Origin of the sequence: Pseudomonas gregormendelii, assembly GCF_017114825.1 — a bacterium.
GTDB lineage: Bacteria > Pseudomonadota > Gammaproteobacteria > Pseudomonadales > Pseudomonadaceae > Aquipseudomonas > Aquipseudomonas gregormendelii.
The window spans coordinates 21,713-47,213 of record NZ_JADEVO010000032.1 but is presented as its reverse complement, the minus strand read 5'-3'; the positions used below and the strand labels follow the sequence as shown (position 1 = coordinate 47,213).

Here is a 25,501-nt window from a genome sequence, read left to right as displayed (position 1 = left end):
GTTCAGTGAACTCCATGATGAAGAGGCGCAGGCCGGTTGGCAGTTGGAACGGCTTCGATGTGCAGCAGGCGGTGGGTCCGTGGGTATTCACCGTGTTCGCTGATGAAATTCAGCAGCTCGACATAGGTCTTGCTGCTCTGGCGCAGCGCAGCTTCGCGCAACGCTGGCGCCAGTCGCGTGTCCTGCATGGTCTGCAGCAACCGCTGGTGGATGGCACACAGGTATTCGGCGCTCTCCTCCGGCTGATTGAGCCGCAGGTGCAGGTCTGCAAGGTTGTGATGGGAGATGACGCAGGCTGCCACCGCTTCGTCGGCATCCGCCCAGCGCTCGAACAACACCTGGGCCAGCGCTAATGCCTGCAAGTAAGCCTCGCGCGCATCGACCAGTTCGCCCTGCATGAAACAGCGATTTGCTCTTTCGATCGTGCGTTTCCAGTGCTCCATGGTGAGCCTCCAAAACGGTAGCGGTGGTTACACGCCGCCTGCGGTGAGCGTTACCGGGTCAAGCAAAAGCTCGAGCTGGCTGCGCGTCAGGTCAGTGTGTTCAAGGGCGACATCAATCACCGGGCGGCCTTGCTGATAGGCCTTCTTGGCGATTTCAGCGGCTTTCTGGTAGCCAATGATCGGGTTCAGGGCCGTGACCAGGATCGGGTTGCGCGACAGCGCTTCCTTGAGCCTGGCTTCGTTGACCTTGAAGCTGGCAATGGCTTTTTCACCCAGCAGATGGCTGGAATTGGCCAGCAATTCGATGCTGCTCAGCAGGTTCTGGGCGATGATCGGCAACATCACGTTGAGCTCGAAATTGCCCGACTGACCGGCGATGGTGATGACCGTGTCGTTGCCGATCACTTGGGCGGCAACCATGGCGGTGGCTTCCGGTATGACCGGATTGACCTTGCCAGGCATGATCGAGGAGCCCGGCTGCAGCGCCTCGAGTTCGATTTCACCGAGACCGGCCAAAGGGCCGGAGTTCATCCAGCGCAGGTCGTTGGCGATCTTCATCAAGGTCACGGCGGTGGCTTTCAACTGGCCGGAAACACTGACGGCCGTATCTTGCGAGCCAATAAGCGCAAACAGATCCTGGCCCGGGGTGAACTCCACCAGGGTCAACTTGCTCAACTGTTCGCTGAAACGTACCGCGAATTCGGGATGGGCGTTGACCCCGGTGCCCACCGCCGTGCCGCCTTGAGCCACGGATTGCAGGCTCGGCAGCAAATCCTGCAGGTGCCCGACGTTGGCCTTGAGTTGCTGGGCCCAACCGTTGAGCACCTGGCTCATGCGCACCGGCATGGCATCCATGAGGTGCGTGCGACCGGTCTTGACGTGGTGGTGAACCTCTTCGGCCTTGCGCTCGATCACCTGCACCAGGCGGGTCAATGCCGGCAACAGTTGCTCATGCAGCGCCAGGGCAGCGCTGACATGGATCGTGGTCGGGATGATGTCATTGCTGCTCTGGCCGCAGTTGACATGGTCGTTGGGATTGACCGGCTCACCGAGCAGACGGCTGGCCAGGGTGGCGAGCACTTCATTGGCGTTCATGTTGGAACTGGTGCCCGAGCCGGTCTGGAAGATATCCACCGGGAAGTGCTGCATGAAGTCGCCCTCAAGTAAGCCTTGCGCCGCATCGACAATGGCTTTGCCCTGGGACTCGCTGATCTGCTTGAGCTCGACATTGGCGCGGGCCGCTGCAGCTTTGGCGAGTATCAATGCACGGATGAACTGCACCGGCATCGGCTTGCCGCTGATGGGGAAGTTGTCCACTGCGCGCTGGGTTTGCGCGCCGTACAGGGCGTCTACCGGGACGTTCAATTCGCCCATGCTGTCGCGCTCAATACGTGTCTTGTTCATCAGAAAATCCTTGCACCAGTTCGTCTAGAGGAATGGAGGGCTGCAACTCGCAGGTGGCCAGTTGCCAGGTGTAGCGTTGCCAGCGCTTGAGGCGGCATTTACACAAGGAGAGGCGTTCCAGGTCGCGCAGAGGACGCCAGGCCTGGTCAAGGCACAAGCTGCGCCAGTGCCAGGGCAGTGCGACGTCGGCGGCGGTATCAAGCAGCAAACGGAAAGAGGTTTCGGCTATGGTCCAGGGAGAAGTGGCCGTGCAACACGCCAGGTACCGGCCTTCGGCCAGGTAGTGCTCAATCAGGCGCGGCTCGTCAGGGTCCATTGCGCAACGGATCTGGCGACTCATCCAGCGCCAGCTTTCTTGATAGGGCTGCTCGTGCAAGGCAGAACTCATGATCCGGGCTCATTCGGTAATGAGATTTATTATTATATGATAATGATAACCAAAACAACCCCGAGATCCCGGATATCCCTCTGGGGAGCAAAGCTTGCTCCAACAGGCGTGCTTTACCTGCCGTGATATGCAGGCGAAAAAAAAGCACGCCATCCGGTTGGGTCGCGTGCCTTTAGTGTTGCAGCAAAAATATCAGCTGCCTGCGACGGTCATCCGCTCGATCAGCACCGACCCCGTGCGAATATTGCTGCGCAGTTCCAGGTCATTACCCACGGCAACGATCTGCTTGAACATGTCGCGCATGTTGCCGGCGATGGTCACTTCCTGGACCGCAAACTGGATTTCGCCGTTTTCAACCCAGTAGCCGGCAGCACCGCGGGAATAGTCGCCAGTGACCATGTTCAGGCCCTGCCCCATCAACTCGGTTACCAGCAGGCCGCGGCCCATGCGGCGCAACAAGGCTGCCTGGTCTTCGTCGCCATGGGTGACGAACAGGTTGTGCACGCCGCCGGCGTTGGCGGTGCTCGGCATCCCCAGCTTGCGACCGGAATAGGTGCCAAGGATGTACGACACCAGCTCGCCCTTCTCGACGAACGGCTTGGCATAGGTCGCGAGGCCATCGCCGTCGAACGCCGAACTGCCCATGGCGCGCATCAGGTGTGGACGCTCGTCGATGGTCAGCCATTGCGGGAACAGTTGCTGCCCCAAGGTGCCTTCCAAAAATGAAGATTTGCGATACAGGCTGCCGCCGGAGATCGCCGAAAGGAAACTGCCGAACAAGCCACCGGCAAGTTCGGCGGAGAACAGTACCGGCACTTCACAGGTTGGCACCGGGCGCGCGCCCAACCGGCTGGCAGCCCGCTGCGCGGCACGCTGGCCAATGCTCACCGGATCGGCCAGCAAATTGCCCTGGCGGCTGACGTCATACCAGTAATCGCGCTGCATCTGGCCATCGGCCTCGGCGATCATCACGCAGCTCAGGCTGTGGCGGGTCGATGCATAACCGCCAATGAACCCGTGGCTGTTGCCATAGACTCGGCAGCCCTGATGCGTGCTGAGGGTGGTACCGTCGGCGTTCTTGATCCGGCTGTCGGTTGCAAACGCCGCCGCTTCACAGCTAAGGGCCATCTCGATGGCCTGCTCCGGGGTAATGTCCCACTGGTGGAACAGGTCGAAATCCTTCAGGTCCTTGGCCATCAGCGCGGCATCTGCAAGGCCCGAGGCTTCGTCTTCGGAAGTGTGCCTGGCAATTGCCAGCGCGGCGGCCACGGTTTCCCGGATCGCCTCTGGCCCGCTGGCCGACGTACTGGCCGAGCCTTTGCGCTGGCCGACGTACAAAGTGATGCCAAAGCCCTGGTCGCGGTTGAACTCAACAGTCTCGACCTCACGCTGGCGCACCGAAGTCGACAGGCCCTGCTCCAGGGACACTGCTACTTCACAGGCACTGGCGCCCTGGCGCTTGGCTTCAGCAATGATCTGCTCGACTTGTTCCTGCAGTGCCGGCAACGCTTGCGGGCCGACGCTTTCAACTGCACTCATGCTGTTCTCCACTCAAATTCTGCTTTCGGCGAGGGTCATCGAGCGACCGGGCCGGACAAGTGGCCCCCGACTGGTTATCATGGCGGCGTTTCTTTGCGGACGGCCACCATGGTTGATTCTTACGACGACTCCCTCGATACGGGAGAAAAAAGCAAATCCCAGGTTAAACGCGAGCTGCATGCTCTGGTTGACCTTGGCGAGCGCCTTACAACACTCAAGCCTGACTTGCTGGCAAAACTGCCGTTGACCGACGCCATGCGCCGGGCATTGGCCGATGCGCCCAAGCACACCGCGAATATCGCGCGTAAACGGCACCTGATGTTCATCGGCAAACTGATGCGCGACCAGGACACTGACGCCATTCTTGTTCTGCTCGATCAACTCGATGCCTCCACCCGGCAGTACAACGAACGTTTCCATGGCCTGGAACGCTGGCGCGATCGCTTGATCGCGGGCGACGATGCGGTCCTGGAGAAGTTCGTGCTCGACTACCCGGAGGCTGATCGCCAGCAGTTGCGCTCCCTGATCCGTCAGGCCCAGCACGAACTGGCGACCAACAAGCCGCCGGCATCGAGCCGTAAAATCTTCAAGTACATCCGTGAGCTGGACGAGACTCAACGCGGTTTGCGTTAAGTAGCGCACAACCCATCCGAGGTAGGAGCTGCCAAAGGCGGCGATCTTTTGATCTTGTAAAAGCAAAAGATCGCAGCCTGCGGCAGCTCCTGCACGGAACACGTGTTCCTTACGATCCTGTGCCACCCACAGTGATTGCATCAATCTTCAGCGTTGGCTGGCCGACACCGACCGGCACCGACTGCCCATCCTTGCCACAGGTTCCGACGCCGCTGTCCAGCGACAGGTCGTTGCCGACCATCGACACCTTGCTCATCGCCTCCGGCCCGTTACCGATCAGGGTTGCGCCTTTGACCGGCGCGGTAATCTTGCCGTCCTCGATCAGGTACGCCTCGCTGGTGGAGAACACAAACTTGCCACTGGTGATGTCGACCTGGCCACCGCCGAGGTTGGCGCAGTAGATGCCGCGTTTCACCGAGGCAATGATCTCCTGCGGATCACTCTCGCCTGCCAGCATGTAGGTATTGGTCATGCGCGGCATCGGCAGGTGCGCGTAGGATTCACGTCGACCGTTGCCAGTGCGGGCCACGCCCATCAGGCGCGCGTTGAGCTTGTCCTGCATGTAGCCCTTGAGCACGCCGTTTTCAATCAACGTGGTGCACTCGGTTGGAGTGCCTTCATCGTCGACGCTCAGCGAGCCGCGACGACCGGCCAGCGTGCCGTCATCAACGATGGTGCACAGCTTGGAGGCAACCATCTCGCCCATGCGTCCGCTATAGGCGGAGCTGCCCTTGCGATTGAAGTCGCCTTCCAGGCCGTGACCAACCGCCTCGTGCAGCAACACACCGGACCAGCCCGAGCCCAGTACGACCGGCAAGGTGCCGGCCGGTGCCGGAATGGCTTCCAGGTTCACCAGCGCCTGACGCAGCGCTTCGCGGGCGTAGCCCATGGCGCGGTCATCACTGAGGAAATAACGGTAGTCGGTACGACCGCCGCCGCCATGGCCACCGCGCTCGCGGCGACCGTTCTGCTCGACGATCACGCTGACGTTGAAGCGCACCAGTGGACGTACATCCGCTGCCAGGCCGCCGTCGGTGGAAGCCACCAGAATGCGCTCCCACACACCGGCCATGCTCACAGTGACTTGCTGGATGCGCGGATCGAGAGCACGGGTTGCGACGTCGATGCGCTTGAGCAACTCGACTTTCTCGGCACGGCTCATCACTTCCAGCGGGTTATCCGGCCCGTACAACTGGGCGACGTTCTGGGTAGTAAAAGCCTGCACGCTGCCATTCTGGCCGGCACGGGAGATCGAACGCGCGGCACGGGCCGCTGCGCCCAGGGCTTCGAGGGTGATGGCGTTGCTGTAGGCAAAGCCGGTTTTTTCACCGGACTGCGCGCGCACGCCAACGCCCTGGTCGAGGTTGAAGCTGCCTTCCTTGACGATGCCGTCTTCCAGCGCCCAGGACTCGGAGATCTGTCCCTGGAAGTACAGGTCGGCGGCATCGATGCCCGGGCCGGCGAGATCGCCGAGCACACCTTGCAGGCTCTCGATGGTTACGCCGCCAGGTGCCAGGAGGTGTTCACTGACTGAGGACAACAACTCGCTCATATGCTTTGCGCCTTAAATTCGTTCATTGCGAGGCAGGTCGCTGTGCGCCCTGCGAGAAAAAGCGCCGGTGACTGGACACCGGCATCCGCGCCCTGATGGACGCCTGTTCGCTACTATCGCGCTCGGCCAGCAGCACGGCCTCGCCTTGATCCTGCTGGGCCAGCACACGCCCCCAAGGATCGATGATGGCGGCGTGCCCCCAGGTTTCGCGCGGTCCCGGATGAGTTCCACCCTGGGCTGCCGCGAGCACGTAACACTGTGTCTCGATGGCCCGTGCGCGAATCAGCACCTCCCAGTGCGCCGCGCCCGTCACCGCAGTGAAGGCTGAAGGTGCGGTAATCAACTCCGCGCCGGCAGCCCGCAATTCGCTGTACAGCTCTGGAAAACGCAGGTCATAACACACCGTCAGGCCGACCCGGCCGACTGGCGTATCCGCTACCACGACACCACTGCCATAAGCATAGTCATCGGATTCGCGATAACGCCCGCGGTTGTCTGCCACATCCACATCGAACAGGTGCAGCTTGTCGTAGCGCGCCACCGTCTCGCCCTGGTCATTGACCAGCAACGAGCAGGCGTGCACTTTGGCCGTTGGCTGATCCACCGGCGGCAGCGGCAATGTGCCGGCCACTATCCATAACTTGAGGTCGAGGGCGGTCTGTTTCAACCATGGCAGGATCGGACCTTCGCCCAACGCCTCGGCGCGCCCGATGTCAGCGATATCACGGCGGCCCATGGCGGCGAAGTTTTCTGGCAGCACGGCGAGGCGCGCGCCAGCTGCGGCGGCCTCTTCGAGCAAGCGGCGGGCCTGGGCCAGATTGGCCAGCACATCGCTTTGGCTGACCATTTGAATCACCGCAAATGACATGACGTATTCCTATCGTGAAATCGAAACATACCCCGTAGGAGCTGCCGCAGGCTGCGATCTTTTGATGTTGATTTTAAAATCGCCAAGGTCAAAAGATCGCTGCCTGCGGCAGCTCCTACAGGGGCCATGCTACTCCATCGAGCCTGGCTGATGATTTCAAAAAGGCTTGTCGAAAGTGATTTTCGGTTCTTTCCACGGCCCCTTGACGGTGTACTTGACGCTGGCGAAACGCGCCACGCGGTCGCCGATCAACTTGTCGATCAGGAACAGCGCGCCGCCGATGGCCGGTGCGCCGACAATCAGCGCGGCAATTGGCAGGTTATTGGTCACCGGCAAGGTCACCAGCAACTTGGCATCAACCTTGTCGCCCACCAGGTCCAGGGTGCCGTTCAACTCGATGTTGCTCGATGGGCCGGTCATCAGGATCGGCTCGCGGGTGACGAAGACCCCGTCACTTGCGACCAGCAGTCCCTTGACCCGATCGTAGCTCAAGCCTTTGCCGAACAGGTCGGAAAAGTCCAGGCGCAGGCGACGGCCGATGGAGTTGAAGTTCAGCAGGCCAAATACCCGCAACGCCTGGGCGCCGCCATCAACTTCGACGAACTGGCCTTTGTTCAGCGACGCATCGAGGGTGCCGGAGAAGCGCTTGGTGGCCAGCCAGGCTGGCGAACCAGGCCAGCGACCGTCGACGTCCATGTGAAAGTTTTCACTGGTGACACTCGGCGCGAATCCCCAACCCTTCAGTACGTCGGCGAGATTCTTGCCGCTGATCCGACCCTTGTACCAGCTGCTCGATGCGCCCGGTGTGCCTTCCCAGCCACCGCTGCCCTGCAGCAGGATGCCCTTGAGGCCCAGGTCCAGGGTGTTGAGGGCAATGCCTTTGGCTGTGGGGCGGACCTTCAGCGACCAGGCGCCAACCAGGTCCTTGCCCTGGAACAGCTGGTTGATCGTGACATCCAGCGCCGGAATCTTTGTCGGGTCCACGGTGGCCAGCGGGTCCGGCGAGTTCTCATCGGCGAGGACCGTCGGATCGGGCGCTGGCAACTTCACGTACTGCAGGTTGATGGCAATCGGCGCACCTTTGGCGTCAGGGATGGCGACCGTGCCCTTGACCTGCTGGCTGTCGAGCTGCAAAGCCCACGAGGCCGGCCTGCGGTTCAACTGCACCGATGCCTGATCCAGCGTCGTGCCCATGGCGGTGAGTTTGCCGATCTTCAGGTCGGCGCTGCTGAGCAACTGCTTGGCACTGCCGCCAGGATCCTTGCCGGCATATTTGTCTGCCAGGTCCTTCCAGGGCCCGACGTCCAGTTCCGATAGCGAACCGCGCACTCGCAGGCCCTTGGCACCCGGCACGACGGCCTGACCGCCACCCAGCAGCAGTTCGCCACGACCTTCGGCGAAATTGCTGACGGGCGCTTCATAGGTGAAGTTCGCCAGCTCGCCGTAATTGACCCAGTAACGCCGATCCTCACCCTGCAGGGTCATGCGGAACGTGGTGTCGCGCCCCACATTCGCCGCCATGCCAAACGGCGCAGGCAGATCGATGGCAACGCCCTTGAGGTTGGAGCTGACCAGCAACTGGCTGTCGGCTCCGCCAAGGTTGAGTTGCAGTTGATAGGGAATCACACCGGTGACCGGCAACGGCTGGGTCACGCTCAACCAGTCAGTGAGTTTTTTCACCTCGACCTGGCCCGCCGCCATCACCCGGGTTTTGAGATTGCCGGCACTGCCATCGGCAAAGATCTGCGCGGAGACCGGCTTATCAAAGGCCCGTGCCGTGATGTTCTGACCGCTAAGGCCCTTGGTGCTGTCGAAACGGAAATCACCCTTGAGCTGGGTCAATTCCAGCGCCGGTTCGCTCAATTTCAGGCGCGCCTTGGCGGTCTTGAAGTCGACCAGGATTTTCGGCAGCTCGCCCTTGGCCAGCGGAATATCCAGCTTCAGCTTGCCCTGCAGGTCGCCCTCGCCTTCCCAGCCGGCAAAGGTCTGCGCGGTACCGATCGGCGCGGTCTGGAGAATTTTCAGGCCATCGCCCAACCCCCCGGCAAAAGCGCCGTCGAGCAGCAAGTGACTGCTTTTGCCGGCAGCCGCATGGGGAATTTCGACGTAGATATCGCGAACCTGGGTGTCGAGCAACTGCCCTTTGCTGGCAAGAATCCGCACCCCTCTGTCCTCGATGAACACATCGCCACTGACCTTGCTGACATGCGGCCAGCCTGGCTGGAAGGCCAGTTCTGCGTCATGAACCTTGAAGAACAGGCTGATGCTGCGATCGGCTTCTGCAGCGCCGTGGGCCAGCGAGCCCTGGTACTGGAAGAAACCTTCGTCTACCGCGCCCTTGAGAATCGCGGTGCGCAGCCATTCGTCCAGCGCCGGGCTCAATACCGTCGGCAGGTACTTGGCAGTGTATTTACCATCACCGTCCACCAGGCCGACCCGCAGGTCCATGTAGTCTTCCTGGGAATGATCGAAATGCAGGCGGATCAGGAAGTCGCCGGCAATCTTGCCCTCCTCGCCCAACACCTTCAGGTAGGGCGCGGTCAGGGTGAAGGCTTCTTTATCAATTTTCCAGGTCAGCTTGGCGTTGGCCTGGAGGTACTGCCAGGGCTTGGCGAAGATCGGGTCCAGGTGCAGGGAAAAGTCCTTGCTGTCCATGCGCAACTCGCCCTGCCCCAGGTCGCCACTGATACTGCCACTGACATTTCGCGCCGCCGGTGCACCGTGATAGGCATTGAAGCCTACCCGGTCGAGGTTGGCGGCAAAGCTGATTTTGCTGTCGTCCGTGGCCGCTGGCCGGAAGTCGAGCAGTACATTACGCAGGCTACCCGTCACTTTAAGTCGCTCGACCGCCGTGGCGACGCCTTCAGGCAAGGGGCCCAGCGCATTCAACAGCGGCGTGAGCGGCGTAAGGTCGAGGCGATCGGCCTGCAGGTGCCACAGTTCCGGGGTGTTATCACTGGCGCCGCTCTGCTTGAGTTGCAGTCGCGATTCCCAACGGGTTTCGCCGAAGTTCATGGCCAAGGAGTCCAGCGTGACCAGCGCACCCGCGGCGTCACGCTGGAAATAGGCGTTGAGTGCCAGGTTGCTGATCTGGATCGGCTTGCGCTCGGCGTAGGCACCTTTGATTTGCGGCGCATTCAGACGCACGGCCGCGCTCTGCAGCGCGCCCTTGCTCCAGTTTACCCACAGCTCGCCGCCGGCCTTGATCTCGGTGAAATTCCAGTGCTGGGTCAGACGCTCCGGCAGCCACTTCGACCAGTCACTTTGCGGCAGGCTGAGATAGGCGTCCGCTGCACCGTTCTTCCAGTCGCTGGCCTGCAGCCGAGTGCGCAGGCTCAGGGCCAATGGCTGGCCATCCGGCAATGTCAGCCGGGCATCGAGCCGCTGTCGGGAGCTGCCGGTCTTGAGGCTCATGCCGACATACGTCAGGGTGAGCGGCACATGATCCAGCGGCTGCAAGGTCACCTGGCTATCAAGGACCGAAAGCTGCTGGACCATCTGCATGCGGTTGAGCAGTTGTTCAGGGTCCAGCGGCTGATCCTGCTGGACGGGCAATCCTTCCAGCGCCCAATGGCCATCCTCGCCTTCCTTGAGGCTGATCTTCAGGCCGTTGAGTTCGAGATGGGCCAGGCGTACTTCGCGGGCCAGCAGGCTGGCCCAGATATCCGGCACCGCGCGCACCTGGTCCAGGCGCAGAGCGTTTGCCCCTTCGCCGAGCATCACGTCATGGGCCAGCAGGATCGGCGCAAAACCGCTCCAGTTACCTTCCAGTTCACCGATGTGCAGCGGCATACCCAACGCAGTGCTGGCCTTGGCCTCGACCTCGGCCCGGTATTCGGCCACCAGCGGCGTCAGTTCCCGCCCAAGGCTGACGTAGAGCGCCATCAGCACCAAAGCCAACGCGCACAGGCCCAGACCCCAGCGGGTCAGTGCGGCCAAAATGCGTGTCAGACGGTCCATGTCAGTTGGCTCCCATGGCGTTAAAACTGCAGAAAGCTGAGGCCAGCTGTTCCAGGTGATTGACGACGTAAGGGTTCAGAGCAGCACCACGTCGTATTGTTCCTGTGAATACATGGTTTCCACCTGAAACCGGATGGTGCGGCCGATAAATCCTTCGAGTTCGGCGACATTGCCGGACTCCTCATCCAGCAGGCGGTCGACAACTTTCTGGTTCGCCAATACACGATAGCCTTCGGCCTGATAGGCGCGAGCCTCCCGCAGGATTTCCCGGAAAATTTCATAGCAGACGGTTTCCGGCGTCTTCAGCTTGCCCCGGCCCTGGCAGCTGCTGCAAGGTTCGCACAGCACCTGTTCGAGACTTTCACGGGTACGCTTGCGGGTCATCTGCACCAGGCCCAGCTCGGTGATGCCGATGATGTTGGTCTTGGCGTGGTCGCGCTCCAGCTGTTTTTCGAGGGTACGCAGGACCTGGCGCTGGTGCTCTTCGTCTTCCATGTCGATGAAGTCGATGATGATAATCCCGCCCAGGTTGCGCAGGCGCAGTTGACGAGCGATAGCGGTGGCCGCTTCCAGGTTGGTCTTGAAGATGGTTTCTTCGAGGTTGCGATGCCCGACAAAAGCCCCGGTGTTGACGTCGATGGTGCTCATGGCTTCCGCCGGATCGACCACCAGGTAACCACCGGATTTTAGCGGGACCTTGCGCTCGAGGGCCTTCTGGATTTCATCTTCGACGCCGTACAGGTCGAAAATCGGACGTTCACCCGGGTAGTGCTCCAGGCGATCAGCAATTTCCGGCATCAATTCAGCGACGAACTGCGTGGTTTTCTGGAAAGTTTCCCGAGAGTCGATGCGGATTTTTTCGATCTTCGGGCTGACCAGGTCGCGCAATGTGCGCAGCGCCAGGCCGAGGTCTTCGTAGATCACGCTCGGCGCGCCGATGGTCTTGATCTGCTCGTTGATCTGATCCCAGAGCCTGCGCAGGTAACGGATGTCCATGAGGATTTCATCGGCACCGGCACCTTCTGCAGCCGTGCGCAGAATGAAGCCGCCCGCTTCCTTGATCCCTTCCCTGGCCACGCAGTCGGTGACTACCTGCTTGAGCCGTTCACGCTCGCCTTCGTCTTCGATTTTCAGGGAGATGCCGACATGTGCCGTACGCGGCATGTACACCAGGTATCGCGACGGAATCGACAGCTGGGTGGTCAGGCGTGCGCCTTTGGAGCCGATCGGGTCCTTGGTGACCTGCACCACCAGGCTTTGGCCTTCGTGAACCAGTGCGCTGATGCTCTCAACCGCAGGCCCTTCGCGCAGGGAAATCTCCGAGGCATGGATGAACGCTGCCCGATCAAGGCCGATGTCGACAAAAGCCGCCTGCATCCCCGGCAATACCCGAACGACCTTGCCCTTGTAGATGTTGCCGACAATCCCGCGCTTCTGCGTGCGCTCGACGTGAACCTCTTGCAGAACACCGTTTTCAACCACCGCCACGCGCGATTCCATCGGCGTGATGTTGATCAGGATCTCTTCACTCATGGCAGGGTCTCGTTCAGGCATTTTCACGATAATGGCCGCATCTTGTCAGTACGACGCTCAGAGCGCGTTAAGGGTTTGCCAACAGGGTATGCCGAAATGGCCCAGCAGTTCTGCGGTTTCGCACAGTGGCAAGCCAACCACCGCCGAGTAGCTGCCATCCAGCCCCGCCACGAACACCGCGCCGAGCCCCTGGATGCCATAACCGCCGGCCTTGTCACGGGGTTCGCCGCTGGCCCAGTAGGCCGCCGCTTCTGGCGCTTCAATGCGGCGAAAACGTACCAGGCTACGGATCACCCGGGATTCGCAACGCGCGCCATCCAGCACGGCGATACCTGTCAGAACTTCATGCTCGCGACCGGACAACATCATAAGCATGGCGCATGCGTCAGCTTCGTCCACCGGCTTGCCAAGAATTTTCCCGTCCAGCACTACGGCGGTGTCGGCACCCAGCACGCAATAATCTGCGGCGCACACGACAGCATCACGCCCGGCCTCGGCCTTGCCTCGCGCCATGCGCTCGACGTAGGCCGAAGGGGATTCGTCATTCAAGGGGGTTTCATCGATGTCCGCACTGATGGCGGAAAACGGCACGCCAATCTGCGTGAGCAACTCACGCCGACGTGGCGAGCCTGAGGCGAGAAATAGCTGTTTCATCTCGACATCTCCCTGTCCAGTACACCCGTGCGGGCAAATGCCTGACCGATTTAGTTGATCTTGTAGCGTCGACGCAGCCCGCGCAAACCGTAGCTGATCCACGGCCACAGCAGGGCACTGACCAGAGCGGGCAATACCAGCGCCAGTGTCGGCTGGCGATTACCGGTGAGGGCGCTGAGCCATAGCTGAACCAGTTGGGCCAGGCCGAAGATCACCAGGATCACCAGGCTCTGCTGCCACATAGGGAACATCCGCAGGCGTTGTTGCAGCGACAGCACCAGGAAGGTGATGAGCGTGAGAATCAAGGCGTTCTGGCCCAGCAGCGTGCCATAGAGCACGTCCTCGGCCAGACCCAGGCACCATGCGGTGACCATGCCGACTTTCTGCGGCATCGCCAGTGCCCAGAAGGCCAGCAGCAATGCCAGCCACAATGGGCGCAGGATTTCCATGAACTGCGGCAGCGGTGAGACGCTGAGCAGCATGCCGATGGCGAAGGTCAGCCAGACGATCCAGCCGTTTCGGGATGCAGTCGTACCGACCATTATTCTCGTCCCCCAGTGTTAGCCGGTGCAGAGACAGGCGGTTTGGCAGCAGGCCTGGTGACCGGCGGCTTTGTCACAACAGGCTTGACCGGGGTCGTGGCGGCAGGCGCCACCGGCGCGACGACCGCCGGCACAGCGGGAGCCGCAGGCGCAGCTGCTGCTGCTGCTGCTGCTGCTGCTGCCGCTGCCGGGACTATGGCGGGTTTGGGCACCGTGGCAGGAATCATCGGGCCGCCACCGTACTGGTCCAGGGTTTCCTGGGCCTGGGCCGCTTCATTGGCACGCTCTTCGGCCGTGCGCCCGTCGCTGAACACCAGCAGCAGGTAACGGCTGCGGTTCAATGCGGCGGTGGGCACGGCGCGAACGATGGCAAATGGCTGGCCGGAGTCATGGATTACTTCCTTGACCGTCGCCACCGGGTAACCGGCCGGGAACCGCTGGCCCAAGCCGGAACTGACCAGCAGGTCGCCTTCCTTGATGTCGGCCGTATCGGCTACATGGCGCAGTTCCAGGCGTTCCGGGTTACCGGTGCCGCTGGCGATTGCGCGCAGGCCGTTTCGATTGACCTGCACCGGAATGCTGTGGGTGGTATCGGTCAGCAGCAACACGCGGGAGGTATAGGGCATCAACTCGACGACCTGCCCCATCAGGCCACGGGCATCAAGTACCGGCTGGCCGAGGACCACGCCATCGCGCTCACCCTTGTTGATGATGATGCGATGGGTGAAGGGATTGGGGTCCATGCCGATCAACTCGGCCACTTCGACTTTTTCGTTGACCAGGGCCGAGGAGTTAAGCAACTCGCGCAGCCGAACGTTCTGCTCGGTCAGGGCGGCAAGCTTTTGCATGCGCCCCTGCAGCAGCAGGTTTTCGGTCTTGAGTTTTTCGTTTTCGGCGACCAGTTCGGTGCGGCTGCCAAACTGACTGGCCACACCCTGCCATAACCGCTGCGGCAGGTCGGTGATCCAGTAGGACTGCATCAGCACCAGCGACATTTGGCTACGCACTGGCTTGAGCAGTGTGAAGCGGGCATCGACCACCATCAGTGCGACCGATAGCACGACCAGCACCAACAAGCGCACGCCCAGTGAAGGCCCTTTGGTGAAAAGCGGTTTAATAAGCCGCTCCTCCCAGGCAAATGTTTTGTTTATTCATACGGCAGACCGGCCTGGATGCAGACTGACAGAAGATAAACGCCAACAGGCAGCACTGCAAAGTGCTGCCTGTGCGCTCAACAGCATAGATGCAACCCCGCGACTTATTCGCTGGAGAGCAGGTCCATGGTGTGTTTATCCATCATTTCCAATGCACGGCCACCGCCGCGAGCAACGCAGGTCAACGGGTCTTCGGCAACGATCACCGGCAGGCCGGTTTCCTGGGCCAGCAACTTGTCGAGGTCACGCAGCAGGGCGCCACCACCGGTCAGCACAAGGCCACGCTCGGCGATGTCGGAAGCCAGTTCCGGAGGCGATTGCTCCAGTGCGCTTTTCACTGCCTGAACGATGGTAGCCAAGGACTCTTGCAGAGCTTCCAGCACTTCGTTGGAGTTCAGGGTGAAAGCACGTGGCACGCCTTCAGCCAGGTTGCGACCGCGAACATCGACTTCGCGAATTTCGCCGCCCGGGTAGGCCGTACCGATTTCCTGCTTGATGCGCTCGGCGGTGGATTCGCCGATCAGGCTGCCATAGTTGCGACGCACGTAGGTGATGATCGCTTCGTCGAAGCGGTCGCCGCCAACCCGTACGGATTCGGCATAGACCACACCGTTCAGGGAGATCAGCGCGATTTCAGTGGTACCGCCACCGATGTCGACCACCATCGAACCGCGAGCTTCCTCTACCGGCAGGCCGGCGCCGATCGCAGCAGCCATCGGCTCTTCGATCAGGAACACTTCACGGGCACCGGCACCCAGGGCCGATTCACGGATGGCACGACGCTCAACCTGGGTGGATTTGCATGGAACGCAGATCAGCACTCGCGGGCTAGGCTGCAGAAAGCTGTTTTCATGAACCTTGTTGATGAAGTACTGCAGCATCTTTTCGCAGACGCTGAAGTCGGCGATTACGCCGTCTTTCATCGGACGAATGGCAGCAATATTTCCTGGAGTACGGCCGAGCATACGCTTGGCCTCGGTGCCGACGGCCACGACACTTTTCTGGTTACCGTGTGTCCGAATGGCCACAACCGATGGCTCATTCAGAACGATTCCGCGCTCGCGCACGTAAATAAGGGTGTTGGCAGTGCCCAGGTCAATGGAAAGATCGCTGGAAAACATGCCACGCAGTTTCTTGAACATGGGGAAAGGACCCTAGGCAACGCGTGGGTAAAAAAGTGCGGCAAACTCTAACAACGACAGGGATTTTGGGCAAGGCGCCAATATGTTAAATTGGCCGCTTTTCTGTGCACCAACCCCCACAATCGCGGCCTTATGACCGTAGAAATGCGGTAGTGTTCCGACAATCTAACACACGGACGCCGTCCGTTCTGTTTTCCACTGGAGATTCCCATGGCGCTTGAACGCTCCGACGTGGAAAAAATCGCTCATCTGGCCTGCCTTGGCCTCAATGATGCCGATCTTCCACACATCACTTCGGCCCTGAACAGCATTCTCGGGCTGGTCGACGAAATGCAGGCGGTCAATACCGACGGTATCGAGCCGCTCGCCCACCCACTGGAAGCCAGCCAGCGCCTGCGCGCGGACGTCGTGACCGAGACCGATCATCGCGAGGCCTACCAGTCCATCGCACCAGCGGTCGAAAACGGCCTGTACCTGGTTCCGAAAGTCATCGACTAAAGGGAAAGAGCCTGCAATGCATCAAATGACTCTGGCCGAGATCGCCCGCGGACTCGCCGACAAAAAGTTTTCTTCCGAAGAGCTGACCAAGGTCCTGCTGGCGCGTATCGCCCAGCTCGATCCACAGCTCAACAGCTTCATCAGCCTCACCGAGGACCTCGCGCTGCAGCAGGCCAAAGCCGCTGACGCCCGCCGGGCCAATGGTGAGAGCGGCGCCCTGCTTGGCGCGCCGATCGCCCACAAGGACCTGTTCTGCACCCAGGGCATCCGCACCAGCTGCGGCTCGAAGATGCTCGACAACTTCAAGGCGCCGTACGATGCCACCGTGGTTGCCAAGCTGGCCGCTGCCGGGGCCGTGACCCTGGGCAAGACCAACATGGACGAATTCGCCATGGGGTCGGCCAACGAGTCGAGCTACTACGGCGCGGTGAAAAACCCGTGGAACCTGGAACACGTACCGGGCGGTTCGTCCGGTGGTTCAGCTGCGGCCGTTGCCGCGCGCCTGCTGCCGGCCGCCACCGCGACCGACACCGGCGGCTCCATTCGTCAGCCGGCCGCGTTTACCAACCTCACAGGCCTTAAACCGACGTACGGTCGTGTTTCGCGCTGGGGCATGATCGCTTACGCCTCCAGTCTCGACCAGGGCGGTCCGCTGGCGCGCACCGCCGAAGACTGCGCGATCCTGCTGCAAGGCATGGCCGGTTTCGATGCCAATGACTCCACCAGCATCGACGAGCCCGTGCCGGATTACAGCGCCAGCCTCAACGGCTCGTTGCAAGGGCTGCGCATCGGCGTGCCGAAGGAATACTTCAGCGCCGGTCTGGACCCGAGGATCGCCGAGCTGATCCACAACAGCATCAAGGAGCTGGAGAAGCTCGGTGCCGTGATCAAGGAAATCAGCCTGCCGAACATGCAGCACGCGATTCCTGCGTACTACGTGATCGCCCCGGCAGAAGCCTCCTCCAACCTGTCGCGTTTCGACGGGGTGCGTTTCGGCTATCGCTGCGAAGACCCGAAAAACCTGATCGACCTGTACAAGCGTTCCCGCGGTGAAGGTTTCGGCCCGGAAGTGCAGCGCCGCATCATGGTCGGCGCCTACGCGCTGTCGGCCGGCTACTACGACGCCTATTACCTGAAGGCGCAGAAGATCCGCCGCCTGGTGAAAAACGACTTCATGGCCGCCTTCAACGAGGTCGACATCATCCTCGGCCCAACCACGCCGAACCCGGCCTGGAAGCTCGGCGCCAAGAACAGTGACCCGGTCGCTGCCTACCTGGAAGACGTCTACACCATCACCGCCAACCTCGCCGGCTTGCCGGGCTTGTCCATGCCAGCAGGTTTCGTCGATGGCCTGCCGGTGGGCGTGCAACTGCTTGCCCCGTATTTCCAGGAAGGCCGCCTGTTGAACGTTGCTCACCAGTATCAGCTCAACACTGACTGGCACACCCGCACCCCAACCGGCTTCTGAGGAGAAACACATGCAATGGGAAGTCGTGATCGGGCTGGAGATTCATACCCAGCTCACCACCCGGTCGAAAATTTTTTCCGGTAGCTCCACCACTTTCGGTTCCGAGCCGAACACCCAGGCCAGCCTGGTTGACCTCGGCATGCCTGGCGTCCTGCCGGTACTGAACCAGGAAGCGGTGCGCATGGCGGTGATGTTTGGCCTGGCCATCGATGCCGAAATCGGCCAGCACAACGTGTTCGCCCGTAAAAACTACTTCTATCCGGACCTGCCCAAGGGCTACCAGATCAGCCAGATGGAACTGCCGATTGTCGGCAAGGGCCACCTGGACATCGCCTTGGAAGACGGCACGGTCAAGCGCGTCGGCATCACCCGGGCGCACCTGGAAGAAGACGCCGGTAAAAGCCTGCACGAAGAGTTCAATGGCGCCACCGGCATCGACCTGAACCGCGCCGGCACGCCTCTGCTGGAAATCGTTTCCGAGCCGGACATGCGCAGTGCCAAGGAAGCCGTGGCTTACGTCAAGGCTGTCCACGCACTGGTGCGTTACCTGGGCATCTGCGATGGCAACATGGCCGAAGGTTCGCTGCGTTGCGACTGCAACGTGTCGATCCGTCCGAAGGGCCAGGCCGAGTTCGGCACGCGCTGCGAAATCAAGAACGTCAACTCGTTCCGTTTCATCGAGAAGGCGATCAACACCGAAGTGCAGCGTCAGATCGAGCTGATCGAAGACGGCGGCAAAGTGATCCAGCAGACCCGCCTGTACGATCCTAACAAGGACGAAACCCGTCCGATGCGCAGCAAGGAGGAAGCCAACGACTACCGTTACTTCCCGGATCCGGACCTGCTGCCAGTGGTCATCGAGGACTCGTTCCTCGACGACGTGCGCACGACCCTGCCGGAATTGCCGCCGCAGAAGCGCGAGCGTTTCCAGGAGCAGTTCGGTCTGTCGGTCTACGACGCCAGCGTCCTGGCCACCAGTCGCGAACAAGCCGATTACTTCGAGAAAGTCGTGAGCATCAGCGGCGACGCCAAGCTGGCGGCCAACTGGGTGATGGTTGAGCTGGGCAGCCTGTTGAACAAGCAGGGCGTGGACATTGACCAGTCGCCGGTCTCGGCCGAGCAACTGGGCGGGATGCTGCTGCGCATCAAGGACAACACCATCTCCGGCAAGATCGCCAAGGTGGTCTTTGAAGCCATGGCCAGCGGCGAAGGCAGCGCAGACGAGATCATCGACAAGCGCGGCCTCAAGCAAGTGACCGACACCGGTGCGATCTCGGCGGTGCTGGACGAGATGCTCGCGGCCAACGCCGAGCAGGTCGAACAATACCGCGCGGCAGACGAAGCCAAACGCGGCAAGATGTTCGGCTTCTTCGTCGGCCAGGCCATGAAAGCCTCCAAAGGCAAGGCCAACCCGCAACAGGTCAACGAACTGCTGAAAAGCAAGCTCGAAGGCTGATGAGAATGGAGCCAGCCTTCAAATCTGGCTCGACTCCTTGTGGGAGCCCGCCTGCTGGCGATAGCGGTCTGACATTCACCCTATCCGTGTCTGACACTCCGCAATCGCCAGCAGGCTGGCTCCCACATTTGTTTTCGGGAAACCTTGAATGAAGCGTCTACTCGGCCTTTGCGCCCTGCTCTCTCTGTTGGCCGGTTGCGCCAGCAACGACATCATCGATCCACACGGCTACGACAAGACCGGCACGGCTTCGTATTACGGCGCCAAACACCAAGGTAAACGCACCGCCAGTGGCGAGCGTTTCAACAAGAATTCCCTGACCGCAGCCCATCGCCAACTACCCTTCGGTACGCGGGTGAAGGTCACCAACCTGAGCAACGACAAGTCTTGCGTGGTCCGCATCAATGACCGCGGGCCGCACACCCGTGGGCGACTGATTGACCTTTCCCACGAGGCTGCCGCACGCCTGGGCATGCTCAGAAGCGGGACCGCCCGGGTGCGTGTGCAAGCCCTCGACGACTGACAGCTGGAGCGCCGACCATTTTCGGACTTGCAGATTTGCCCCTGATCAACGTGATTGAATTGCTCAGCGGCCTGGTTCTACTGATCGCCGGCGCCGAGCTGATGGTGCGGGCCGCCGTACGCCTGGCCGCACGCCTGCACGTGCGGCCGCTGATCATCGGCCTGACCATCGTCGCCCTCGGCAGCAGCGCACCACAAATGGCCATCAGCCTGCAGGCGACCCTGGCACAGAACGTCGACATCGCAGTGGGCAGCGTCATCGGCAGCAGCATTTTCAACATCCTGGTAACGCTTGGCCTGTCGGCGCTGATTATCCCGCTGCGGGTGTCCCGGCAGTTGGTGCGCCTGGATATTCCACTGATGATCGGCGCCAGCCTGCTGGTCTTCATACTCGCCTGGAATGAAGAACTGACCCGCTTCGACGGCATGGTGCTGCTGGCCGCGCTGATGGTGTACCTGGGCTTGTTGTTGCGCCAGTCGCGCCACTCGACGCGGCCGCCATCTCACGATGAAACTCGCCAGGCGCCCTGGTTCAGCAGCCTGCTGATGATCGTCGCCGGCCTGGGGATGCTGGTGTATGCTGGCCACTTGCTACTGGGCGCTGCGGTCGCGGTCGCGACTGATCTTGGGCTTTCGGAACGGATCATCGGCCTGACCATCGTGGCCATCAGCACTTCCCTGCCGGAATTGGCCACCTCGTTGATTGCGGCCTTGCGCGGCCAGCGTGAAATTGCCGTGGGCAACGTCATTGGCAGCAACCTGTTCAACCTGCTGGGCGTGCTCGGCGTCACGGCGCTGATTGCTCCGACGCCCTTGTCGGTCTCGCCCAACGCCCTGGATTTCGACCTGCCGGTGATGCTCGGCGTCGCCGCGCTGTGCCTGCCAATCTTCTACTCCGGTTACCGGGTGACGCGTGCCGAAGGCCTGGTTTTCCTGGGACTGTACCTGGCCTACGGCCTGCATGTGGTGTCCTTCACCACCGGCATGCCGCTGGCCGGCAAGCTTGAACACCTGATGCTGTTTTTCGTCCTGCCGGCCCTGGGGGCGTTTGTGCTGCTTACGTCACTGCTCGCCTGGCGTCGCCAACACCACAAAAAGGAAGTGCCATGACCGACAATAAAAAACCCGGCGTTGAAGTGCGTCGGCAAGTGATGGGCGATGCTTTTGTCGATCGCGCACTGGGCAATGCCACCGATTTTACCCAGCCGCTGCAGGACTTCGTCAACGAGCACGCATGGGGCAGCGTATGGAATCGCGAGGGCCTGCCGCTGAAAACCCGCAGCCTGATCACCCTTGCCGCGCTGACCGCACTCAAGTGTCCGCAGGAATTGAAGGGGCACGTGCGCGGGGCGTTGAACAATGGCTGCACAGTGGAAGAGATTCGCGAGGCGCTGTTGCATTGTGCGGTGTATGCAGGAGTACCGGCGGCCATCGATGCGTTCAGGGCGGCGCAGGAAGTGATTGATACTTACCAGAAGCCGGAATGATTATTCGAAAGTTGTGGTGACAGGTCTGCCGCCATCGCGAGCAGGCTCGCTCCCACAGGGGAATGCATTCCAAATGTGGGAGCGAGCCTGCTCGTGATGAGGCCCTGGAGAACGCCGCAACCCCCTGCGCTAAATCCACCCGCCCCACTGCAACAAAAAGATCCCGACATTGGTGGTCACCGCCGCCATCAACGTGGTGATGACAATGATCGCTGCCGCCAGCTCATGGTTGCCATTGGCCTGGCGAGCCATGACAAAACTGGCTGCAGCGGTCGGGCTGCCGAAGTACAGGAACAAAATCCCCAGTTCCGCCCCGCGAAACCCCCACAGCCACGCGCCCAGCGTCGCCAGTACCGGCAGGCCGATCATCTTGACCAGGCTGGAACTGAGCGCCATCGAGCCACTTTTTCGCATCGCTGCCAGCGAAAGGGTGCCGCCAATGCAGATCAGGGCCAGGGGCAAAGTGGTCTGCGCCAGGTACTGCCCGGAGGTTTCCAGCCAACCCGGCAGGCCGATCTTGAAATAGGCAAAGGGTGCCGCTGCAATCACGCTGATGATCAACGGGTTGATCATCACGCTCTTGAAGATACTCCAGGGGTCGGACTTGATCACCGGGCTGTACACCGCCAGGACGATAGTCGAGAGGGTGTTGTAGAACAGGATCACCAGCGCCGCGAGAATCGCCCCAAGGGAAATCCCGTAGTCGCCGTACATGCTCGCCGCCAGCGCCAGGCCGATCACCCCGTTGTTACCGCGGAATGCGCCCTGGGTGTAGATCCCGCGATCTTCCCGCGGACATTTCCAGATCGCCCAGCCCCAGGCGATGGCGAAACACACCAGGGTCGCCACCGAGAAATAGATCAGCAGTTCCGGTTGCAGGGCGGCATGCAGGTCGGCATGCAGGATGCCCAGGAACAGCAGCGCCGGCATGGTGACGTTGAACACCAGGGCCGATGCGGTGTGGATAAAGTTGTCGTTGATCCAGTCGATGCGTTTGAGCAGCACACCCAGAAACAGCATGGCAAACACCGGGGCGGTGATGTTCAGGGTTTCGAGGAAGATTGCCAGCATGCCGGAATTAACCTTGGGTGAGCGTCGTTAGGTGGCTAATGATAAGCCACCCCGAGCACATTAAGATCAAAAGATCGCAGCCTGCGGCAGCTCCTACAGAGTATGCATTCCAATGTAGGAGCTGCCGCAGGCTGCGATCTTTTTCAGGCAGCTCGGCCTCAGGTAATCGGCGCTGGGTTGAACAAGGTGATGTCGTTATGCAGCTTGTGCTGCTCGGCCCATGTCTGTTTCTTGCCGCTGGCAACATCCAGGTAATAGTGGAACAACTCCCACCCCAGGTCCTCGATCGAAGCCCGCCCTGTCGCAATCCGCCCGGCGTCGATATCGATCAGGTCAGGCCAGCGTTGCGCCAGCTCGGTGCGGGTCGAGACCTTCACTACCGGCGCCATCGCCAGACCATACGGGGTACCGCGCCCGGTGGTGAATACGTGCAGGTTCATCCCGGCCGCCAGCTGCAAGGTCCCGCAGACAAAATCACTGGCCGGGGTCGCGCAGAAAATCAGGCCTTTGCGCTTGAAGCGTTCGCCAGGGCCCAGCACGCCATTGATCGCGCTGCTGCCGGACTTGACGATCGAGCCCAGCGACTTCTCGACAATGTTCGACAACCCGCCTTTCTTGTTACCCGGCGTGGTGTTGGCACTGCGATCCGCTTCTCCCTTGGCCAGGTATCGGTCGTACCAGTCCATTTCCCGCACCAGTTCCTGCGCCACTTCCTCGGTTTCAGCGCGGGAGGTCAGCAGGTAGATCGCGTCGCGCACCTCGGTGACTTCGGAGAACATCACCGTGGCACCGGCCCGCAGTAACAGGTCCGAGGCGTAGCCCAGGGCCGGATTGGCGGTGATCCCGGAAAACGCATCGCTGCCGCCGCACTGCATACCCAGAATCAGCTCGGATGCCGGCACGGTTTCGCGACGACGTTGGTCGAGCTTTTTCAAGCGAGTCTCGGCCAGCGCCATGATCTGTTCGATCATCTCGGTGAACCCGTGACTGGAATCCTGCAGTCGGTACAACCACGGGTCGCTCAGGTCTACCGAACTGTCCCCTTCGTGCATCACCTGCCCGGCCTGCAACTTCTCGCAGCCCAGGCTGATCACCAGCGCCTCGCCACCCAGGTTCGGGTTGCGCGCCAGGTTGCGCACGGTACGGATGGGGATGTACGCGTCTGTTGCGGTAATCGCCACGCCACAGCCATAGCTATGGGTCAGCGCCACCACGTCGTCGACATGCGGATACCTGGGCAGCAACTCGTCCTTGATGCGCTTGACCGCATGATCGAGCACGCCGGTGACGCACTGCACCGTGGTGGTAATGCCGAGGATGTTGCGCGTGCCCACGGTGCCATCGGCGTTGCGATAACCCTCGAAGGTAAAGCCTTCCAGCGGAGCCTGCACCGCCGGTACTTCGGTGGACAGCGGCAGGCTGTCCAGGGGTGGCGCGGTCGGCATGCGCAGTTGATCCTCATTGACCCAACTGCCGCGGGGAATCGGCTGCAACGCGTAGCCAATGGTCTGGCCGTAGCGAATCACCTGGCCACCCTCGGGAATGTCTTCCAGGGTGACCTTATGGCTCTGCGGCACAAAGTCCAGGGTTACCAGACCGTCCGCAAACGCTGTGCCCGCCGGCACGCCCTGATCGTTAACCACCACGACCACGTTGTCCCGCTCGTTGAGGCGGATGTAGCGCGGCGAGTCGGAATGTTCAATCAACTGCATGACGCCGCTCCTCAGGAATGCGCTTGAGACAATTTATTATGAGTTTCAGGACCGCTCACCGGCGGTTCCTTGAGCACCACGCGCTTGATCGGACCGACGATCACCAGGTAGCTGAACACCGCAACCAGTGCGTTGCAACCGACGAACACCAGGGCCCATTTGAACGAGCCGGTGGAGCTGATGATGTAGCCGATCACGATCGGCGTGGTGATCGAGGCGATGTTACCGAACGTGTTGAACAGGCCACCACTCAGACCGGCAATCTGCTTGGGCGACGTGTCGGACACCACTGCCCAACCCAGCGCACCCACGCCTTTGCCGAAGAAAGCCAGGGCCATGAAGCCGACGACCATCCATTCAACATCGACATAGTTGCACGCCACAATGCTGCTGGAGACCAGCAGGCCGGCAATGATCGGCGCCTTGCGAGCGAAGGTCAGGGAGTGCCCCTTGCACAACAGGTAATCGGAAATCACCCCGCCGAGTACACCACCGATAAAGCCACAGATGGCCGGCAACGAGGCAATGAAACCTGCCTTGAGGATGGTCATGCCGCGTTCCTGCACCAGGTATACCGGAAACCAGGTCAGGAAGAAGTAGGTGATACCGTTGATGCAGTACTGGCCCAGGTAGACACCGAGCATCATGCGGTTGGTCAGCAATTGACGGATGTAGTCCCACTTCGGTCCGTCAGCCTTGGCGCCTTTGCCTTTGTCCTGGTCCATGTCGACCATGCCGCCGTTGTCGGCGATGTGCTTGAATTCGGCCTCGTTGATCATCGGGTGTTGACGCGGGCTGTAGATCACTTTCAGCCAGATGCCCGAGAAGATGATGCCAATTACGCCCATCACGATAAAGACGTGCTGCCAGCCGAAGCTGTAGACGATCCAGCCCATCAGCGGCGCGAACAGCACGGTGGCAAAGTATTGCGCCGAGTTGAAGATCGCCGAAGCGGTGCCGCGTTCCGCCGTTGGGAACCAGGCCGCGACGATGCGCGCGTTGCCGGGGAAAGAAGGTGCTTCAGCCAGGCCCACGAGGAAACGCAGCATGAACAGCGCCACAACCGCCGTGGACATGCCGAACTCGCCGACATAACCCTGCAACACGGTAAACAGCGACCAGGTGAAAATGCTCAGTGCATAGATTTTTTTCGAGCCGAAACGGTCCAGCAGCCAGCCACCGGGAATTTGCCCGGCCACGTAGGCCCAACCGAATGCAGAGAAGATGTAACCGAGGGTGACCGCATCAATGCCGAGGTCTTTTTGCAGGCTGGAGCCCGCGATGGCAATGGTTGCCCGGTCGGCGTAGTTGATGGTGGTCACCAGGAAAAGCATGAGCAATATCAAATAGCGGACGTGGGTCGGCTTGGTCGCTTGCATGTAGATGTACTCCCACTGATTATTTTTATGCGGGTAATAACGGTGTTGTTTTTGTGGGAGCTGGCCTGCCGGCGATGCGGGCACCTCGGTATGTCA

The 25,501-nt window shown here is 61.0% G+C and carries 22 protein-coding genes; 7 read left to right on the top strand and 15 right to left on the bottom strand.

Annotation, left to right across the window (positions count from 1 at the left end; translation table 11 throughout):
- Positions 1-2: 2 nt before the first annotated feature.
- The 4 genes from IMW75_RS20265 to pmbA form a co-directional block, all read right to left on the bottom strand.
- On the bottom strand, positions 3-443 hold the full coding sequence (locus IMW75_RS20265; RefSeq protein ID WP_205893557.1) for a hypothetical protein: 441 nt from the start codon (positions 441-443) through the stop codon (positions 3-5).
- 27 nt (positions 444-470) lie between these two features.
- A complete protein-coding gene (locus IMW75_RS20260; protein WP_045061462.1) occupies positions 471-1,847 on the bottom strand; it encodes a class II fumarate hydratase in 1,377 nt (458 codons plus the stop codon).
- Positions 1,828-2,235: a hypothetical protein gene (locus tag IMW75_RS20255; RefSeq protein WP_045061463.1), complete on the bottom strand. Its 408-nt coding sequence runs from the start codon at positions 2,233-2,235 to the stop codon at positions 1,828-1,830. Before IMW75_RS20255 ends, IMW75_RS20260 begins: the two co-directional genes overlap by 20 nt.
- Positions 2,236-2,427: 192 nt before the next feature.
- The gene (gene pmbA, locus IMW75_RS20250) at positions 2,428-3,774 is read right to left on the bottom strand and encodes a metalloprotease PmbA (protein WP_205893556.1); all 1,347 of its coding nucleotides are present in this window, start codon (positions 3,772-3,774) and stop codon (positions 2,428-2,430) included.
- A 108-nt stretch (positions 3,775-3,882) separates the two neighbouring features.
- Here pmbA and yjgA point away from each other — a divergent pair, with 108 nt between their 5' ends.
- Positions 3,883-4,407: a ribosome biogenesis factor YjgA gene (yjgA, locus tag IMW75_RS20245; protein ID WP_045061465.1), complete on the top strand. Its 525-nt coding sequence runs from the start codon at positions 3,883-3,885 to the stop codon at positions 4,405-4,407.
- A 109-nt stretch (positions 4,408-4,516) separates the two neighbouring features.
- Here yjgA and tldD read toward each other — a convergent pair whose 3' ends face one another.
- The 8 genes from tldD to mreB form a co-directional block, all read right to left on the bottom strand.
- Positions 4,517-5,959 carry a metalloprotease TldD gene (gene tldD / locus IMW75_RS20240; RefSeq protein WP_205893555.1) on the bottom strand — a complete coding sequence of 481 codons (1,443 nt, stop codon included), beginning with the start codon at positions 5,957-5,959 and terminating at the stop codon, positions 4,517-4,519.
- 22 nt (positions 5,960-5,981) lie between these two features.
- A complete protein-coding gene (locus IMW75_RS20235) occupies positions 5,982-6,827 on the bottom strand; it encodes a carbon-nitrogen hydrolase family protein (RefSeq protein WP_045061467.1) in 846 nt (281 codons plus the stop codon).
- A 156-nt stretch (positions 6,828-6,983) separates the two neighbouring features.
- Positions 6,984-10,787: a YhdP family protein gene (locus IMW75_RS20230; RefSeq protein ID WP_205893554.1), complete on the bottom strand. Its 3,804-nt coding sequence runs from the start codon at positions 10,785-10,787 to the stop codon at positions 6,984-6,986.
- A gap of 75 nt (positions 10,788-10,862) precedes the next feature.
- Positions 10,863-12,320, bottom strand: coding sequence for a ribonuclease G (gene rng / locus IMW75_RS20225; RefSeq protein ID WP_045061469.1), 1,458 nt, complete (start codon positions 12,318-12,320; stop codon positions 10,863-10,865).
- A 57-nt stretch (positions 12,321-12,377) separates the two neighbouring features.
- Positions 12,378-12,974, bottom strand: coding sequence for a Maf family protein (locus IMW75_RS20220; RefSeq protein ID WP_205893553.1), 597 nt, complete (start codon positions 12,972-12,974; stop codon positions 12,378-12,380).
- Between the two features lie 50 nt (positions 12,975-13,024).
- Complete coding sequence (gene mreD, locus IMW75_RS20215; protein WP_045061471.1) at positions 13,025-13,516, bottom strand: rod shape-determining protein MreD; 492 nt, start codon at positions 13,514-13,516, stop codon at positions 13,025-13,027.
- Entirely contained in the window at positions 13,516-14,634 is a 1,119-nt protein-coding gene (gene mreC / locus IMW75_RS20210) for a rod shape-determining protein MreC (RefSeq protein WP_205893564.1), read from the bottom strand. Before mreC ends, mreD begins: the two co-directional genes overlap by 1 nt.
- 140 nt (positions 14,635-14,774) lie before the next feature.
- Positions 14,775-15,812: a rod shape-determining protein MreB gene (gene mreB / locus IMW75_RS20205; protein WP_015093487.1), complete on the bottom strand. Its 1,038-nt coding sequence runs from the start codon at positions 15,810-15,812 to the stop codon at positions 14,775-14,777.
- Positions 15,813-16,022: 210 nt separating this feature from the next.
- Between mreB and gatC the strand changes: the two genes are divergently transcribed.
- The 6 genes from gatC (at position 16,023) to IMW75_RS20175 (ending at position 21,243) form a co-directional block, all read left to right on the top strand.
- Positions 16,023-16,310 (top strand): Asp-tRNA(Asn)/Glu-tRNA(Gln) amidotransferase subunit GatC, encoded by a 288-nt coding sequence (gene gatC / locus IMW75_RS20200; protein ID WP_045061473.1) that lies wholly within the window; start codon positions 16,023-16,025, stop codon positions 16,308-16,310.
- A gap of 16 nt (positions 16,311-16,326) precedes the next feature.
- Entirely contained in the window at positions 16,327-17,778 is a 1,452-nt protein-coding gene (gatA, locus tag IMW75_RS20195; protein WP_045061474.1) for an Asp-tRNA(Asn)/Glu-tRNA(Gln) amidotransferase subunit GatA, read from the top strand.
- Positions 17,779-17,788: 10 nt separating this feature from the next.
- Positions 17,789-19,234, top strand: coding sequence for an Asp-tRNA(Asn)/Glu-tRNA(Gln) amidotransferase subunit GatB (gene gatB / locus IMW75_RS20190; RefSeq protein ID WP_205893552.1), 1,446 nt, complete (start codon positions 17,789-17,791; stop codon positions 19,232-19,234).
- Positions 19,235-19,382: 148 nt separating this feature from the next.
- The gene (locus tag IMW75_RS20185; protein ID WP_045061476.1) at positions 19,383-19,757 is read left to right on the top strand and encodes a septal ring lytic transglycosylase RlpA family protein; all 375 of its coding nucleotides are present in this window, start codon (positions 19,383-19,385) and stop codon (positions 19,755-19,757) included.
- Positions 19,758-19,807: 50 nt separating this feature from the next.
- Entirely contained in the window at positions 19,808-20,866 is a 1,059-nt protein-coding gene (locus tag IMW75_RS20180) for a calcium/sodium antiporter (protein ID WP_205893563.1), read from the top strand.
- Positions 20,863-21,243: a carboxymuconolactone decarboxylase family protein gene (locus IMW75_RS20175; RefSeq protein ID WP_045061477.1), complete on the top strand. Its 381-nt coding sequence runs from the start codon at positions 20,863-20,865 to the stop codon at positions 21,241-21,243. The genes IMW75_RS20180 and IMW75_RS20175 overlap by 4 nt, the downstream gene beginning before the upstream one ends.
- A gap of 129 nt (positions 21,244-21,372) precedes the next feature.
- On the opposite strand, the gene IMW75_RS20170 is transcribed toward IMW75_RS20175, so the two are convergent.
- The 3 genes from IMW75_RS20170 to IMW75_RS20160 form a co-directional block, all read right to left on the bottom strand.
- Positions 21,373-22,314 carry an AEC family transporter gene (locus IMW75_RS20170; RefSeq protein ID WP_045061478.1) on the bottom strand — a complete coding sequence of 314 codons (942 nt, stop codon included), beginning with the start codon at positions 22,312-22,314 and terminating at the stop codon, positions 21,373-21,375.
- 158 nt (positions 22,315-22,472) lie between these two features.
- Complete coding sequence (gene garD / locus IMW75_RS20165; RefSeq protein ID WP_205893551.1) at positions 22,473-24,026, bottom strand: galactarate dehydratase; 1,554 nt, start codon at positions 24,024-24,026, stop codon at positions 22,473-22,475.
- 11 nt (positions 24,027-24,037) lie between these two features.
- Positions 24,038-25,405, bottom strand: coding sequence for an MFS transporter (locus tag IMW75_RS20160; protein WP_205893550.1), 1,368 nt, complete (start codon positions 25,403-25,405; stop codon positions 24,038-24,040).
- Positions 25,406-25,501: the final 96 nt, after the last annotated feature.

Bases quoted from the DNA above. Each gene is read 5' to 3' on its own strand.
- IMW75_RS20265 (WP_205893557.1), bottom strand. From the start codon at position 443: ATGGAGCACTGGAAACGCACGATCGAAAGAGCAAATCGCTGTTTCATG.
- IMW75_RS20260 (WP_045061462.1), bottom strand. From the start codon at position 1,847: ATGAACAAGACACGTATTGAGCGCGACAGCATGGGCGAATTGAACGTC.
- IMW75_RS20255 (WP_045061463.1), bottom strand. From the start codon at position 2,235: ATGAGTTCTGCCTTGCACGAGCAGCCCTATCAAGAAAGCTGGCGCTGG.
- pmbA (WP_205893556.1), bottom strand. From the start codon at position 3,774: ATGAGTGCAGTTGAAAGCGTCGGCCCGCAAGCGTTGCCGGCACTGCAG.
- yjgA (WP_045061465.1), top strand. From the start codon at position 3,883: ATGGTTGATTCTTACGACGACTCCCTCGATACGGGAGAAAAAAGCAAA.
- tldD (WP_205893555.1), bottom strand. From the start codon at position 5,959: ATGAGCGAGTTGTTGTCCTCAGTCAGTGAACACCTCCTGGCACCTGGC.
- IMW75_RS20235 (WP_045061467.1), bottom strand. From the start codon at position 6,827: ATGTCATTTGCGGTGATTCAAATGGTCAGCCAAAGCGATGTGCTGGCC.
- IMW75_RS20230 (WP_205893554.1), bottom strand. From the start codon at position 10,787: ATGGACCGTCTGACACGCATTTTGGCCGCACTGACCCGCTGGGGTCTG.
- rng (WP_045061469.1), bottom strand. From the start codon at position 12,320: ATGAGTGAAGAGATCCTGATCAACATCACGCCGATGGAATCGCGCGTG.
- IMW75_RS20220 (WP_205893553.1), bottom strand. From the start codon at position 12,974: ATGAAACAGCTATTTCTCGCCTCAGGCTCGCCACGTCGGCGTGAGTTG.
- mreD (WP_045061471.1), bottom strand. From the start codon at position 13,516: ATGGTCGGTACGACTGCATCCCGAAACGGCTGGATCGTCTGGCTGACC.
- mreB (WP_015093487.1), bottom strand. From the start codon at position 15,812: ATGTTCAAGAAACTGCGTGGCATGTTTTCCAGCGATCTTTCCATTGAC.
- gatC (WP_045061473.1), top strand. From the start codon at position 16,023: ATGGCGCTTGAACGCTCCGACGTGGAAAAAATCGCTCATCTGGCCTGC.
- gatA (WP_045061474.1), top strand. From the start codon at position 16,327: ATGCATCAAATGACTCTGGCCGAGATCGCCCGCGGACTCGCCGACAAA.
- gatB (WP_205893552.1), top strand. From the start codon at position 17,789: ATGCAATGGGAAGTCGTGATCGGGCTGGAGATTCATACCCAGCTCACC.
- IMW75_RS20185 (WP_045061476.1), top strand. From the start codon at position 19,383: ATGAAGCGTCTACTCGGCCTTTGCGCCCTGCTCTCTCTGTTGGCCGGT.
- IMW75_RS20175 (WP_045061477.1), top strand. From the start codon at position 20,863: ATGACCGACAATAAAAAACCCGGCGTTGAAGTGCGTCGGCAAGTGATG.
- IMW75_RS20170 (WP_045061478.1), bottom strand. From the start codon at position 22,314: ATGCTGGCAATCTTCCTCGAAACCCTGAACATCACCGCCCCGGTGTTT.
- garD (WP_205893551.1), bottom strand. From the start codon at position 24,026: ATGCAGTTGATTGAACATTCCGACTCGCCGCGCTACATCCGCCTCAAC.
- IMW75_RS20160 (WP_205893550.1), bottom strand. From the start codon at position 25,405: ATGCAAGCGACCAAGCCGACCCACGTCCGCTATTTGATATTGCTCATG.